Genomic DNA, 13,898 nt, shown 5'->3' with positions numbered 1-13,898 from the left:
GGTGCGTCGCCGGCCGACGCCGCGGGCTGGACGTCGCTGACGCGACACAACACCTGTCTCCGGTCCATGACAGCCTCTAGGACACGGTTTGGTCCCCGGGGTCAACGGTCGAGCCGCGGGGAGCGCGAGGGAGGGGATCGATGATCGAGGCGGCGGCAGTCGCGGCGAATCTGGCGACGGTGCGGGCCGAGATCGCCCGCGCGGCGCGGGACCACGAGCGCGACCCGAACGCGGTCGCCCTCGTCGCCGTGTCGAAGACCGTGCCGGCGGAGGGGATCGTCCCGGCCCTGGAGGCGGGTCAGCGGCTGTTCGGGGAGAACTACGTGCAGGAGGCCAGGGCCAAGTGGCCGGCGCTCCGGGCCCGCTACCCGGACGTGGAGCTGCACATGATCGGCCCGCTCCAGTCGAACAAGGCCCGGGAGGCCGTGGAGCTGTTCGACGTGATCCACTCCCTCGACCGGTCCTCCCTGGCAGCGTCCCTGTCGAGGGAGATCGCCCGCACCGGTCGGCGCCCGCGCCTCCTCGTTCAGGTGAACACGGGGGACGAGCCGCAGAAGGGCGGCGTCTCGCCGGCCGCGGCCGACGCCTTCCTGGCCGAGTGCCGCGACGCGCACGGGCTGACGATCGAGGGGCTGATGTGCATCCCGCCCGCCGAGGACCCGCCCTCGGCGCATTTCGCGCTGCTCGCCCGGATCGCCGCCCGCCACGGGCTCGCGGTGCTGTCGATGGGCATGAGCGCCGACTACCCGGCGGCGATCCAGATGGGCGCCACCCATGTCCGGGTGGGCAGCGCGATTTTCGGGGCGCGGCCGGCGAAGGGCTAGGGCGGATGCCGGGGCACCCGTGCGAGGCAGGCGGACCGCCCCCTCGGCCCGCCGCGGCTCAATTCGCGTGCAGGCGGCGGATCTCCTCGCGGGCCTGTTCGAGGAAGCGCAACCGGTCGTCGTCGGACAGCAGCACCAGCGCGTCGAGATCCTGCCGGTGGCGCACGCGCTCGTCCCAGAGGGTGCCCTTCGGTCCTTCCGCAGCGTGGATCTGCCGGGCGCGCACGATTTCGGTCGCGGAATAAGCCTCAAGCGGCATGCGCGTCTCCCTGCTGATTTATGGCCGAATTGCGGATTGCGGCGGACCATACCGGATGTTTGCGGGGCAGGCGAGCATGGCAGCGTTACCAATATTGGTGAAACCGGCCCGATCGATGCTGCGACGCAGCATGACCCTGCGGAGGGCCGCGCCGGCTCCGCGCGAGGCGGCCGAGGGATCAGATGACGAGGCGCGTCCGCGGCCCGATCCGGGCGAGCAGCCGGGCGAGGTCGCGGCGGCGCAGGGCGACGCAGCCCTCCGTGGGCAGGAAGCCGGGCCGGGCGCAGTGCAGGAAGATGGCGCTGCCGCGCCCCCGCCGGATCGGGCCGCGATTGTAGTCGAGGTCGATCACGATGTCGTAGAGGCCGTCCTCCCGCCACAGGGTCTCGGCGCTCACGCCCGGGGAGGGGAGGGGGATGGGGCGGTTGTAGCGCCTGTCGCGCGGGTCGTCGCACCAGCCGTCCCGCGGGCGGATCGGGCGCAGCCCGAGGCCGCAGGCCGGGCGGATCCCGCACCGGTCGGGCCGGAAGTAGCCGCCGCGCAGGCGGAAGGCGCCCCGCGGCGAGGCGCCGTCGCCCTCGCGCTTGGCGTGGCTGCGCCCGCCCTTGCCGAGGGCGCAGGGGATCTGCACGGGGCCCGCGAGGAGCGTGCCCCGGGAGCGGTCGCGGACGCTCGCGCGCAGGCGCAGGGCCGAGAGGGTGGTGCGCTTCATGGCTGCCGGTTTAGGACGTTCGGGCGGGAGTCTCCAGGAGGCGGCGATGGCGCACGGGATGGCGCAGGGTGCGGCGGTGCCCGACTGGCTCGGGCACCTGCCGGGGCGGCTCCTCGCGGTCGACGTCGAGACCACGGGCCTCGGCGCGGAGGACCGGGTCGTCAGCTTCGGCGCCGTCCTCCTCGACACCGCCACGCTCCTCGGCGGGAGCCCCGTCCTCGCCTGCCACCACCTGATCTTCGATCCCGGACGGCCCAGCCACCCGAGGGCGGAGGCGGTGCACGGCTACGACGACTGGCTCCTGCGCCACCAGGACCCGGCCCGCGGCCACCTCGACGCCGTCGCGGCGCTCCTCGCCGGGGCCGACCTCGTGGTCGCGCACAACGCCGCCTTCGACCTCGGCTTCCTGGCGCGCGAGTTCCGGGCCGCGGGCCGGCCCGATCCCGCGCGCCCGACCTACTGCACGATGGAGGCCTATCGCCGCCGGGGCGAGCCCGGCTCGTCCGCCCTCGACGCGGTCTGCCGGCGCGTGAAGCTGGCGCGGGCGGGGGCGCGGCACGGGGCGCTGGAGGACGCGTGGCTGGCCCTGCGCGTCTATCTCTGGCTGCAGGGCTGTCCGGTGCGGGTGGAGCGCCCGGCCCTGGCGGCGCCCAGCAATCTGCGCCCGGCCCCGAAGCGGCCCGACGGGACGCTGCCGCCCCGGACTCCTGCGTAACATGCCGGAAACGCTCCGTCGCGCGCGGGGGTGGACACGGCAAGGGCGGGCCTTGCCGCGACATCGCGCTCCGCTACTCTCGGCCACGCATGCTGCTAAGCAGCGGTCCCGTGCCGCACGCGCAGGGCCGGCCGGGGTGAGCCCGGGGCGTCGATCGTGAGGGAAGCCGGCGGTTCGGCCGGGTCGCGTTCATCAAGAGTGTCGTTCCGATGTCGAACGCCCACCGCCTGCTCGTCGTCGACGACGATCCCTCGCTCCGCGAGACCCTCACCGAGCAGCTCGAACTGCACGCCGAATTCGCCGTGGCGACGGAGGAGACCGCCCAGGGGGCGCTCGCCCGGGTCGCGGCCGAGCGCGTCGACCTCGTCGTGATGGATGTCGGGCTGCCCGACCTCGACGGGCGCGAGGCGGTCCGGCAGATGCGCCAGAGCGGCTTCCGCAGCCCGGTGATCATGCTGACGGCCCAGACCTCGGAGGCCGACACCGTGATGGGCCTCGACGCGGGCGCCAACGACTACGTCACCAAGCCGTTCAAGTTCGCGGTGCTGCTCGCCCGCATCCGGGCGCAGCTGCGCCAGTACGAGGCGAGCGAGGACGCGATCTTCCAGATCGGCCCCTACACGTTCCGGCCGGGCGCCAAGCTCCTCGTCGGCGAGCGCGGCTCGAAGCTGAAGCTCACCGAGAAGGAGACCGCTATCCTGCGCTTCCTCTACCGGGCGGGCCGGCAGGTCGTCGGGCGCGACACCCTGCTGGCCGAGGTCTGGGGCTACAACGCCCAGGTCACGACCCACACCCTGGAGACCCACATCTACCGCCTGCGCCAGAAGATCGAGCCGAACCCCGCCGCCGCCTCGATCCTGGTGACGGAGGGCGGCGGCTACAAGCTGCTGCCCTGATCGGCCGTGGTACGGCGACGCCCGATCGGCTAAGCAGTTTCTCGACCGCCCCCGGGCGGCAGGGGGAGAAGGGGGCCGTTGGCGCTCGACGACGACATCGCGATCCTGGCCGCGAGCCCGCTCTTCGGATTGATGCCCCGGGACGCGCTGAGGCTGATCTCCTTCGCCGCCGAGCATCGGACGCTGGCCCCGGAGAGCGTCCTGTTCCGGCGCGGCGAGCCGGCCGATGGCGGCTTCGTGGTGCTGCGCGGCACGATCCGGCTCGACCCGCGCCCCGCGGGCACGCCCCCGGTCGAGGCCGGCCCCTCGGCGCTGATCGGCCAGACCGCCCTGTTCCTGGTCCAGGAGCGCCCGACCACGGCGCGGGCCGCCACCGAGGCGGCGGTGATGGTGATCCCCCGCGCCCTGATGCGCCGGGTGCTCGAAGTCTTCCCCGAGACCGCCGCGGCGATCCACGACGCCATCGCGGAGGAGCTGACCGCCCTGACGCGGGCGCTGAGCGGGCTGTGGGCCGCCGCGCCCGGGGAGGATCCGGCGGCGAGGGATCCGGCCAGAAGGGATCCGGCCAGAAGGGATCCGGGATGACAGCGGCGGCGGGGCTTTGCTAAGCAGGCGCCCGACCGCTCCCCTCGCGGGGCTCCCTCTCCGGACCCCCTCGCAAGACTCCCTGCCAGGACTCCCGCCCATGTCGCACGCCGATCTCGCCCGGACCATCGAAGCCGCCTGGGAGGACCGCGCGGACGTGACGGCCGCCACCCAGGGCCCCGTGCGCGAGGCCGTCGAGGCGGCGCTCGCCCTCCTGGATTCCGGGCAGGTCCGGGTCGCCGAGAAGTCCGGCAACGCCGACTGGCAGGTGAATCAGTGGCTGAAGAAGGCGGTGCTGCTGTCCTTCCGCCTCACCGACATGGAGCTGATCTCCGGCGCGCCGGGCGGCGCGGCGTGGTGGGACAAGGTGCCGTCGAAGTTCGACGGCTGGGACGCGGAGCGCTTCCGGCAGGCGGGCTTCCGCGCGGTGCCGGGCGCCATCGTGCGCCGCAGCGCCTTCATCGCTCCGGGCGCGGTGCTGATGCCCTCCTTCGTCAATCTCGGCGCCCACGTGGGCGAGGGCACGATGGTCGACACCTGGGCGACGGTCGGCTCCTGCGCGCAGATCGGGAAGAACTGCCACATCTCCGGCGGCGCCGGCATCGGCGGGGTGCTGGAGCCGCTGCAGGCCAACCCGGTCATCATCGAGGACAATTGCTTCATCGGCGCCCGCGCCGAGGTGGCCGAGGGGGTGATCGTCGGCGAGGGCAGCGTGCTCTCGATGGGCGTCTATCTCGGCGCCTCGACCAAGATCGTCGACCGCGCCACCGGGGAGGTCGTCTACGGCCGCGTGCCGCCCTACTCGGTGGTGGTCTCGGGCTCGCTGCCCGGCAAGGCGCTGCCGGACGGCGCGCCCGGCCCGGCGCTCTACTGCGCGGTGATCGTCAAGCGGGTCGATGCCGGCACGCGGGCGAAGACCGGCATCAACGAGCTGCTGCGGGACTGACCGCGACGGCCCGGGACGCCGACGCATCGGGCCGCTGACCCTCCCGGATCGTCGACACCAAGAAAAGGCCTGGCGACGATCCGGGAACGGAACCGGCAGTCATGAGACATGATTGCTGGGATCAGACGGGCACGTTGTCGATGAGCCGGGTGCGGCCGAGATAGGCCGCCGCGAGCACGCGGGCGGGGCCGTCCACGCGCTCCAGCGGCGCCAGCGAGTCGGCATCGTTCACCGAGAGATACTGCACGGGCGCGAACCCGGCCGCCGCGAGGGCGACGCTTCCCTCGGCGAGGGCGGGCCCCGTCGCGCCGCCGCCCCGCACCGCCTCGGCCACGTCCCGGAGCACCGCGTGCAGGCGCGGCGCCACCTCGCGCTCGGCCGCGGTCAGGTAGAGGTTGCGCGACGAGAGGGCGAGCCCGTCCGGCTCGCGCACGGTCGGCACGCCCTCGATCGTCACCGGCAGGTCGAGGTCGCGCACGAAGCGGCGGATCACCTGCAATTGCTGATAATCTTTCTCGCCGAACAGGGCCCGGTCGGGCAGGGCCTGGAGCAGGAGCTTGGTCACCACGGTGGCGACGCCCGCGAAGTGGCCGGGCCGCAGCGGACCGCACAGCACCTCGGTGAGGCCGGCCACGCTGACCGTGGTGGAGAAGCCCGGCGGGTACATGGTGGCGACGTCCGGCAGGTAGGCCGCGTCCGCCCCGGCCCCCGCGAGCAGCGCGAGGTCGCGCTCCGGGTCGCGCGGGTAGCGGGAGAAATCCTCGCTCGGGCCGAACTGCGTCGGGTTGACGAAGATGCTGACCACGACCCGCCGGCAGGTCTCGCGCCCCTGCCGCACCAGGGCGAGGTGACCCTCGTGCAGGGCTCCCATCGTCGGCACCAGCGCGACGGCCTCGCCCGCCTCCCGCCACGCCCGCACCTGGGCCCGCAGCGCCGGCACGTCGGCGAGCCGCGCGACCGCGGCGGGGGAGGGAGAGGGGAGGGGCATCGCGGGGCTCCGGGGTCGATTCGGCTGGGACCCTAGAGCATTTCCGGACGAAACGCGCGGGAGCCCCCGGCCTCGGGTCCCGCCCCGCACCCGCCCCGGCCGCCGGCCGCGCGGCGAGGGGGCGTCGCGTGCCGTCCGCGCCGGTCGCGATCGGCGCCGCGCCATTCATCCTGATGAAACGGCAGAGATCGCGCCCGCCCGGCCCGTCCGGAAGTCGGGAGCCCAGCCCGTGAGAGGTGATCCGGCTCTCCGATCGGGGATGGACTGGGCGGTCGGGCCGCGGCGCGGCGCCATGAGGCGCTTTGCAAAAGCCGTTGCGGCCGGATGTTTCGGTACGACTGAGTCGGCCTGAGAAATATTCACGGAATGACGGGATCGGATGAGGCGGCGCGGCGACCCCATGCGGACCGATCAGCGCCGATTGACCTTGGGGAAAATTTTACCGATGACGTCGTATCACGCCGCCATGCTCTCGAATCGTCGCCGGAATGCCGTTTCTCACCTGGCCACGGGGCGCCTCGCGGCGCGTCTGTCCCGAGGTTCGATGAGCCGATCCTCCTCGCTGATGGGAATGCCGCCGGCCATGAGACGTCCGTCCCGCCGAGAACGCTCCGTGCCCCGGGCGATGATCCTGGTGCTCCTCGCGCTCGCGGCCTCGCCCGCGGCCGCGGAGATCAGCTTCGCCGCGCGCACCGGGTCGGGGCCGATCAGGGCCCTGCATTCCGGGATGTGCCTGACGGTTCCGGGCGGCAACCCGGCCGAGGCGGTGCAGATCGAGCAGCAGCCCTGCACCGGGGGCGCCGATCAGACGTGGCAGATCCGGCCGGCGGGCGGCGGGTTCAACCTCGTCAACCAGGCGACGGGCCTGTGCCTGGATTCGCAGATGTCGCGCAGCGGCGGCAGCGCGGTCTGGCAGATCCGCTGCCTCCCGGTCACGCAGCAGATCTGGTCCGCCCAGGCCCAGGGCGGCGGGGTGCGCCTCGTGGCGGCCTATTCGGGCAAATGCCTCGACGTCTACGGCGGCTTCGCGACAGCCGGGACGAAGCTGATCCAGTGGGATTGCTCGGGCGGCACCCACCAGACCTTCGCCGCCGGGGCGAGCGCCGAGGGGGGCGGCACCGGCGCGCCGGGCACGCGGGTGTCGATCACGCTCACGGCGGCGAATGGCTGGTACGCCAAGGACCTTTTCCTGTTCGCCCGCGACGCCGCGGGCGCCGTCATCGCCCAGACCGACCTCGTCACCTACGATTTCGGGCGACAGACGGCCGGGATGAACCTGCCGTCGCGGCCGATCGCGCTGCCGGTCGCGACGGCGAGCTGGGGCTTCGGCCTGCGGGTCTGGCCCAATGGCGACAAGTCGCGCAACGGGCCGCCGGTCCTGTACTTCAGCGACGCGCCCGGCCAGCGCCCCTTCCAGAGTTCGGGCGATTGCCGGTTCGGGAATCGCCAGGACCTCTGGGGTGACGCCGCCGCTCCGGGGCAGAACATCGTCTATTCCGTCAGCTGCACCGCCGCATCGCCCGGGACGGATCCCGGGACGCCGCAAGCCCTCGCGGTGACGCTGACGCCGACCGAGATCAACGGCTGGTACGCCAAGGACGTGTTCCTGTTCATCCGCAACCCCGACGGCACTGTCGGCGCGCAGACGACGGTCGCCAGCTACAATTTCGGCATCGGAACGCCGGGCCTGAACCTGCCCTCGCAGCCGTTCGGCGTGCCGGCGGGCGGGCGCTGGGGCGTGGGCCTGCGCATCTGGGCCAACGGCGACAAGTCGCGCAACGGCGCGCCCGTCCTGGTCTACAGCGACACGCCGGGCGAGCGGGCGGTCCAGATCGCGGGCGATTGCGCCAGCGCCGGCGGCCGGCAGGACGTCTGGGGCGATGCCGGCGCGCCCGGCCGCAACGTCGTCTACACCCTGCGCTGCAGCGTGCCGGGCGGCGATGCCGATCCCGGAACCGGTCCGGGGACCGGGGGCGGGCAGACGGGCGGCGGCCCGCCGCCCGGAGAACCCGCGCCGACCGGCGCCTCGATCCTCATCAACCGCCGCTCGGGCAATTGCGTCGATGCCGGCGGCGGCGGCGTGGCCCAGCAGATCTGCCGGGATCAGGCGAGCCAGACCTGGACCTTCGTGCCGACCTCGGGCGGCTACCAGATCAGGAGCGACCTGACCGGCCAGTGCCTCGCCGTCGAGAATGCCGGCATGGGCAACGGCGCCCGCGTCGTGCCGCAGGGCTGCTCCGCGGCGCCGAACGCCCTGTTCCGCCTGCGCCGGATCGACCGCTGGACCGAGATCGTCGCGATGCATTCGGGCCGCTGCTTGACCCCGACGGGGCCGAACGGCAACCGCACTTCCGGCAGCGCCATCCTCCAGTGGGATTGCGACGCGAACGATCCGCAGCGCTGGACGATCCTCGGGCCGGAGGGCCGCGCGCCCTCCGCCTGGACCGCCCCGCGCGAGATCGGCATCGTCCCGGTCGCCGGCGCGGTGCTGCCCAACGGCAAGCTCCTGTTCTGGGCCGCCGAGCAGCGCACCAGCTTCGGCTCCGGCAACGGAACCTGGACGACGCTCTACGACCCGGCCACCGACCGCGCGACCGACACCTACATCGCCCAGACCGGCCACGACATGTTCTGTCCCGGCACCAACGTGCTGCCGGACGGCCGCATCCTGATCACCGGCGGCATCTCGGCCGGCCTCGCGACGATCTACGATCCGGCCGCCAATTCCTGGACCCGCGTGGCCGACATGACCATCACCCGCGGCTACAACGCGAGCACCACGCTCTCGACCGGCGAATCCTTCACGTTCGGCGGCTCGTGGTCCGGCGGCGCGGGCGGCAAGGACGGCGAGATCTGGTCGGCCGCGGCGAATCGCTGGCGGGTCCTGCGCAACGTGAAGGGCAACGCGGCGGCCGATCCGAGCGTCGCGATCTATCCCGGCGACACGCATTTCTGGCTGTTCGCCAGTTCCAACGGGGCGGTCTTCCACGCCGGGCCGAGCACGGACATGCACTGGATCGACACCGCCGGGGACGGCACGATGCGGTTCGCCGGCCGGCGCGGCAACGACCTCTTCGCGGTGAACGGCACCGCCACGCTGTACGACGTCGGCAAGATCTACAAGGCCGGCGGCGCCCCCGCCTATACGGGCGCGCCCGCCCTCGACAGCGCCTTCACGATCGACATCAGCGCCGGACCGAACGGCGCGGTCGGCCTCGCCGAGGCGGCCCCGATGCTGTTCGCGCGGGCCTACGCGAACAGCGTCGTCCTGCCCGACGGCGACGTGGTGACCGCGGGCGGCCAGAACGTGGCGGCCCAGTTCACCGACAACCTGCCGGTGATGATGCCGGAGATCTGGTCCCCGCGGACCGGCAAGGTCCGGCGGCTCGCCCCCATGGCCGTGCCGCGCAACTACCACAGCATCGGCATGCTGCTCCTCGACGGACGGGTGCTGTTCGGCGGCGGCGGGCTGTGCGGCGGCTGCGGCGGCGCCGACCACCTCAACTTCGAGATCCTGTCCCCGCCCTACCTGTTCGACGCTCGGGGCAACCCGGCGAGCCGGCCCGTCCTCACCCGGGCCCCGGCCAGCGCCGGCCTCGGCAGCACGATCGCCGTCGCGACCGACCGCGCCGTGGCCGCCTTCGCCCTGGTCCGGCTGGGCAGCGTCACGCACTCGACCAACAACGACCAGCGCCGGGTGCCCCTCGCCATCGCCGCCGCGAGCGGCACCACCTACCAGCTGGCCCTGCCGGCCGATCCCGGGATCCTGCTGCCGGGCACCTGGATGCTGTTCGCGCTGGACGGCAACGGCGTGCCGAGCGTCGCGAAGGTCGTGTGGATCCGGTAACCGCCGGCTCCGAAGCGGAGAGCGCACCATGTCGAGAATCGCCAGGATCGCCGCGGCAGCCCTGCTCGCGCTGGCTCCCGCGGGCGTCGCCCGCGCGCAACAGGCCCGGCCGGATCGGGCCGCGACCGGGACGGCGTCGCAGTCGCCCGGGACGGCGGCGCAGCCGCCCGCGCCGGCCGTCGGAGCCTGCCGCGTCAGGGACCAGGTCGGCGGGCGCACCTGCACGGATTCCGTCCCGGAGAGCGTCTGCGCGGCGATCGCCCGGGAGGCGAAGGGCGGCTACACCTGGAGCGGCGACGAATGCCCCTGACCGGCGCGCAACCCCACCCCATCCGGCGCCGCGCCCGCCGCGTCGCGGCCCTCGCGCTGCTCCTCGGCGCGATGGCGGCGCCCGGCTCCGCGACCGAGATCCCGGCCCGCCCCGCGCTCCGCGCCGCGCCTCCGGCCAGCCCGCTCGCCGGCCACTTCGCGCTGCGGGACCCGTCCGGCCGGAGCGTGGAGTCGGAGGCCCTGACGGGACGGCCCTACGGGCTGTTCTTCGGCTTCACCCACTGCCCCGACATCTGCCCGACGACGCTGGCCCAGCTCAGCCTCGCGCTGCGGGCCGTCCCCGACCCCGAGCTGCGGATCTACTTCGTCACCGTCGATCCCGAGCGCGACACGCCGGCCGCGCTCGCCGCCTACATGACGGGGTTCGATCCGCGCATCGTCGCGCTCACCGGCGAGCGTCCGGCGATCGACGAGGCCATCGAGGGCTTCGGTATCACGGCCGAGCGCGTCGCCCTGCCCGGGGGCGACTTCACCTACGCGCACAGCGCCGCCGTGCTGCTGGTGGACGAGAACGGCCTGATCGTCGACCGGGTCGCGGTCGGGACGGAGCCGGAGGCCCTCGCCGCCCGCCTCGCCCGCGTGCTCGCCAAGGCCGGACCGTGACCGCACGGCAGGAGTGACCCCGCCGACCCTCACGGGCAGGCGCGGAGGCGCCGCCCGTACGGGTCGTCCACCCCCGGTGGCGGGGTCAGGCCGTAATAGCTCGGCTTGCCGAGGCCGAGGGACGAGCCGACGTAGCTCGGATCGAGCGGCCCATTCGTCGGCGTGACGCCCGCCCCCGGCGGGCAGGCCAGCACGACCCGGGGCGGAGCGGCGCGCCGCACCACCCCGTCGTCGCCGTAGGGAAAATACCGGATCTCGGCCTGATAGGCCGGTTCGGCGAGATCGGCCGCCCCCGCCGGCAGGGCGAGGCCGACCAGGAGCCCGAGCGCGACCGCGTGGCCCGCCTTCGCGGATCCGCCCCGTTCGTTCACCGATTCCTCCTCCGCCCGCGAGGCGGCAGCCTGCGCGCGCAGGGTTAACGCTTCGTCGCCGGCTCCTCGGCCGCGGCGACGAGCGCGGCCGAGCGCGCGCCGAGCACCGCCACGAGGTCGCCGGGGGCGATCTCGATCTGCAGGCCGCGCTGGCCGCCATTCACGAAGACCCGCTCGTGGCGCAGGGCCTGCTCCTCCACCAGGGTCAGGACGGGGCGCTTCTGGCCGAGGGGCGAGATGCCCCCGACATGGTACCCGGTCAGGCGCTCCGCCTCGGCGGGGCGCATCATGGCGGCCGCCTTGCCGGCGCAGGCCGCGGCGAGCTTCTTCAGGGAGACCTCGCGGTCCGAGGGCACCAGCACGCAGACCGGCTTGCCGTCGACCTGGGCCATCAGCGTCTTCAGCACCCGCTCGGGCGCGACGCCGAGCGCCTCCGCCGCCTGCAGGCCGATGCGCGGCGCGTCGGGATCGTAGGCGTAGGCGCGGAGGCCGTGCGGCACGGACGCCCTCGCGAGGGCCAGGGTGGCGCGGGTGGTCTTGGACATCGGCGGTCTTGGCGGCGGGTGGTCTCGGAGGCGGGCGGGTATTGGGGGTGTCGGTCTCGAACATCCGCTCGTGTTCGCGGCGATCGCGCGGCGGGATCAGGCGAAGGTGCGCGCGACGAGCCGGCCGACCTCGGCGTGGAGCCCGTTGCGCGCCTCCGCCGGGGCGGGGGATTGGGTGAGGTAGACGCTCGCCACGAGCGGCGCGCCGCCGGGCCGGCGCACCAGCGCCACCACGTTGGCGGTGCCGTTCGCGCCGGTGCCGGTCTTGTCGGCCACCTGCCAGCCGGGGCTGAGCCCGGCGCGCAGGCGCTCGGCGCCGGTCGGGCTCTGCGTCATCCAGCCGAGGAGGAGCGCGCGGCTCTCGGCCGAGAGCACCGGCCCGACCAGGATGCGCTCCATCAGCGCCGCCATGGCGGCGGGGCTGGTCGTGTCGCGCGGATCGCCCGGGATCGCCGTGTTGAGGCTCGGCTCCGTGCGGTCGAGGCGGGTGACCGCGTCGCCCTGCGCGCGGGCGAAGGCCGTGACGGCCTCCGGGCCGCCGAGGGCCCGCAGCATCAGGTTGGCGGCCGTGTTGTCGCTCCAGATCACCGCCGCCGCGCAGGCCGCCCGCAGGTCGATGCCGCCCTCGCCGACGCGCCGGCGGGTCTCCGGCGCGTAGGCGTCGAGGTCCTCGGGACCGTAGGCCATGCGCCGGTCCAGGCTCTCCTCGCCCCGGTCGACCCGGGCCAGCACCGCCGCGGCGGCGACGGCCTTGAAGGTGCTGCAGAGGGGGAAGCGCTCGTCGGCCCGGTAGGACAGGATCCGGCCCGTCCCGGTGTCCCGGACGGTGACGCCGAGCCGCCCGCCATCGTGGCGTTCGAGCGCCGCGAGGCGCGCCACGGCCTCGCCGGGGCCCTCGGCGGCCCGCAGCGCCCGGGGCAGGAGGAGAAAGCCGATCAGGGCGGCGCGGCGGGTGAGGCAGGGCATGCGGGTGCTCCGTCTGGCCGTTACGGCGACAGGCTGCCGCGCAACCTTGGCCGTTCCGTGCAGGCGCGGTGGCCGAACCGGGGCCGTCAGCGGGCGCCGTCGAGGCGGGCGAGGGGATCGGGCGACGCCGGCGGCGGGGGTCGGCTGCGCCCGAGCGCCGGCACCAGCGCCCGCAGGTCGGGCGGCGCCTCCGCCCCCGGCCCGAACAGGGCCCGGTCGAGGGAAGCGAGGAGGCCGGCCGTGGCGGGATCGCGCCGCCAATGCGCGGCGAGCGCCGCGTCGGTCCGGGCGAGGCATGCCCGGAACGCCGGCGCGTCGCCGCGCCGCGCGGCCCGCCTCAGGCCCCGCAGCGTCGCGGCGCGGGGATCCGATCGCGAAAAGAAGCCGGCAAACAACAGCGCGCCGAGACCGAAGGCGAGGGTGCCGGCGAGCGCGGCCGTCCAGGCGGAGCGGGGCGGCGGCAGGTCGGCCTCGTCGGGCTCCGCCCGGGCGCGGCTCCCGACGATGCGGGCGGGAATCTCGGCCTCGCGCATGGTGCGCGACGCGGTGTCGAACCAGGGAACGCGGATCTCCGCGAGCGTGACCGGCTCGGCCACGCCGGGGCGCACGTCCCACTGGTAGGTGGCGCGGCTCACCGGCCCGGTGGGCGTGATGAAGGTCTGGCGCTCGGTCGGGCCCGCGAAGGTCAGCACGCCCCGGCTGCGCATGATCGGGCGCGGCGGGAGCCCGTCGCCGGTCATGCCCCGCGCCTCGATGATCACGGTGCGGCGGGCGGATTCGCCCACCCGGAGGGTCTCGGGCTCGGGGTTCCACACGTCCGTCACCGCCACCGCCGAGGCGGGCAGCCACCAGGGGTCCTTCTGGTCGGGTCCGCCCGGCCCCGTCCAGGGCTTCACCTCGATCGGGACCGGCGCCGAGGGCACGTCGACCACCCGCCGCCCGCCGCCGTCCACGAGGGTGAGGTGATGCACGAAGGGCTCGATGGTGAAGAGGCCCGGGCGCTGGGGGAACACCGCCACGACCCGCTCGAAGCCGCGCGCCTCCTGGCCGTCGATGCTGGTCTTGAACCAGCGGTCGCGGCCGAGCTGGGTCCAGCTGAAATTCTGCAGCGGGGGCTGGCGCAGATCCTCCAGGGTGATCTGGGCGCGGTAGGTGCCGCGGATGTGCAGGAGCACCATCTCGCGCGGAAAAGGCGCGGCGTTCCCGCCGGTCTCGGGCGTCACCGTGAGGGTGAGGTCGCCCGGGTCGAGGGCCAGGGCCGGGCCGGCGAGCAGCAGCGCGAGCACGAGGCCGGCCGCGCGCTCAGCCGCG

Annotated in this window: 15 protein-coding genes; 8 read left to right on the top strand and 7 right to left on the bottom strand. The window is 74.2% G+C overall.

Going from position 1 to position 13,898, the window contains the following annotated elements; all coding sequences use genetic code 11:
• Positions 1-140 precede the first annotated feature (140 nt).
• Positions 141-824, top strand: coding sequence for a YggS family pyridoxal phosphate-dependent enzyme (locus M446_RS06655; protein ID WP_012331336.1), 684 nt, complete (start codon positions 141-143; stop codon positions 822-824).
• A 58-nt stretch (positions 825-882) separates the two neighbouring features.
• Here M446_RS06655 and M446_RS06650 read toward each other — a convergent pair whose 3' ends face one another.
• Positions 883-1,083: a hypothetical protein gene (locus M446_RS06650; protein ID WP_012331335.1), complete on the bottom strand. Its 201-nt coding sequence runs from the start codon at positions 1,081-1,083 to the stop codon at positions 883-885.
• Positions 1,084-1,261: 178 nt separating this feature from the next.
• The gene (locus tag M446_RS06645; RefSeq protein ID WP_012331334.1) at positions 1,262-1,795 is read right to left on the bottom strand and encodes a L,D-transpeptidase family protein; all 534 of its coding nucleotides are present in this window, start codon (positions 1,793-1,795) and stop codon (positions 1,262-1,264) included.
• A 46-nt stretch (positions 1,796-1,841) separates the two neighbouring features.
• Between M446_RS06645 and M446_RS06640 the strand changes: the two genes are divergently transcribed.
• From M446_RS06640 to dapD, 4 genes are all read left to right on the top strand, one after another.
• Entirely contained in the window at positions 1,842-2,510 is a 669-nt protein-coding gene (locus tag M446_RS06640) for a 3'-5' exonuclease (RefSeq protein ID WP_012331333.1), read from the top strand.
• A 209-nt stretch (positions 2,511-2,719) separates the two neighbouring features.
• The gene (locus M446_RS06635; protein WP_012331332.1) at positions 2,720-3,406 is read left to right on the top strand and encodes a response regulator transcription factor; all 687 of its coding nucleotides are present in this window, start codon (positions 2,720-2,722) and stop codon (positions 3,404-3,406) included.
• 78 nt (positions 3,407-3,484) lie between these two features.
• Positions 3,485-3,991, top strand: a complete 507-nt coding sequence (locus M446_RS06630) for a cyclic nucleotide-binding domain-containing protein (RefSeq protein WP_012331331.1) — start codon at positions 3,485-3,487, stop codon at positions 3,989-3,991.
• A gap of 100 nt (positions 3,992-4,091) precedes the next feature.
• Positions 4,092-4,937 (top strand): 2,3,4,5-tetrahydropyridine-2,6-dicarboxylate N-succinyltransferase, encoded by an 846-nt coding sequence (gene dapD, locus M446_RS06625; RefSeq protein ID WP_012331330.1) that lies wholly within the window; start codon positions 4,092-4,094, stop codon positions 4,935-4,937.
• A 121-nt stretch (positions 4,938-5,058) separates the two neighbouring features.
• On the opposite strand, the gene panC is transcribed toward dapD, so the two are convergent.
• Complete coding sequence (panC, locus tag M446_RS06620; protein ID WP_012331329.1) at positions 5,059-5,925, bottom strand: pantoate--beta-alanine ligase; 867 nt, start codon at positions 5,923-5,925, stop codon at positions 5,059-5,061.
• Between the two features lie 613 nt (positions 5,926-6,538).
• Between panC and M446_RS06615 the strand changes: the two genes are divergently transcribed.
• From M446_RS06615 to M446_RS06605, 3 genes are read left to right on the top strand one after another with little or no spacing between them, the layout of a single operon-like run.
• Positions 6,539-9,772 carry an RICIN domain-containing protein gene (locus tag M446_RS06615; protein WP_265576551.1) on the top strand — a complete coding sequence of 1,078 codons (3,234 nt, stop codon included), beginning with the start codon at positions 6,539-6,541 and terminating at the stop codon, positions 9,770-9,772.
• A 28-nt stretch (positions 9,773-9,800) separates the two neighbouring features.
• A complete protein-coding gene (locus tag M446_RS06610) occupies positions 9,801-10,082 on the top strand; it encodes a hypothetical protein (protein ID WP_012331327.1) in 282 nt (93 codons plus the stop codon).
• The gene (locus tag M446_RS06605; protein WP_012331326.1) at positions 10,073-10,705 is read left to right on the top strand and encodes an SCO family protein; all 633 of its coding nucleotides are present in this window, start codon (positions 10,073-10,075) and stop codon (positions 10,703-10,705) included. Before M446_RS06610 ends, M446_RS06605 begins: the two co-directional genes overlap by 10 nt.
• Positions 10,706-10,734: 29 nt before the next feature.
• On the opposite strand, the gene M446_RS06600 is transcribed toward M446_RS06605, so the two are convergent.
• From M446_RS06600 to M446_RS06585, 4 genes are all read right to left on the bottom strand, one after another.
• Positions 10,735-11,076: a hypothetical protein gene (locus M446_RS06600; RefSeq protein ID WP_012331325.1), complete on the bottom strand. Its 342-nt coding sequence runs from the start codon at positions 11,074-11,076 to the stop codon at positions 10,735-10,737.
• 44 nt (positions 11,077-11,120) lie between these two features.
• Positions 11,121-11,621: a Cys-tRNA(Pro) deacylase gene (gene ybaK, locus M446_RS06595; RefSeq protein WP_012331324.1), complete on the bottom strand. Its 501-nt coding sequence runs from the start codon at positions 11,619-11,621 to the stop codon at positions 11,121-11,123.
• Between the two features lie 96 nt (positions 11,622-11,717).
• Positions 11,718-12,587: a class A beta-lactamase gene (bla, locus tag M446_RS06590; RefSeq protein WP_012331323.1), complete on the bottom strand. Its 870-nt coding sequence runs from the start codon at positions 12,585-12,587 to the stop codon at positions 11,718-11,720.
• Positions 12,588-12,673: 86 nt separating this feature from the next.
• Entirely contained in the window at positions 12,674-13,873 is a 1,200-nt protein-coding gene (locus tag M446_RS06585) for a BatD family protein (protein ID WP_012331322.1), read from the bottom strand.
• Positions 13,874-13,898: the final 25 nt, after the last annotated feature.

The organism is Methylobacterium sp. 4-46 (genome assembly GCF_000019365.1).
Taxonomy (GTDB): domain Bacteria; phylum Pseudomonadota; class Alphaproteobacteria; order Rhizobiales; family Beijerinckiaceae; genus Methylobacterium.
Note: the sequence above shows the minus strand (reverse complement) of the source record. Positions and strands in the feature narration are given on the sequence as shown.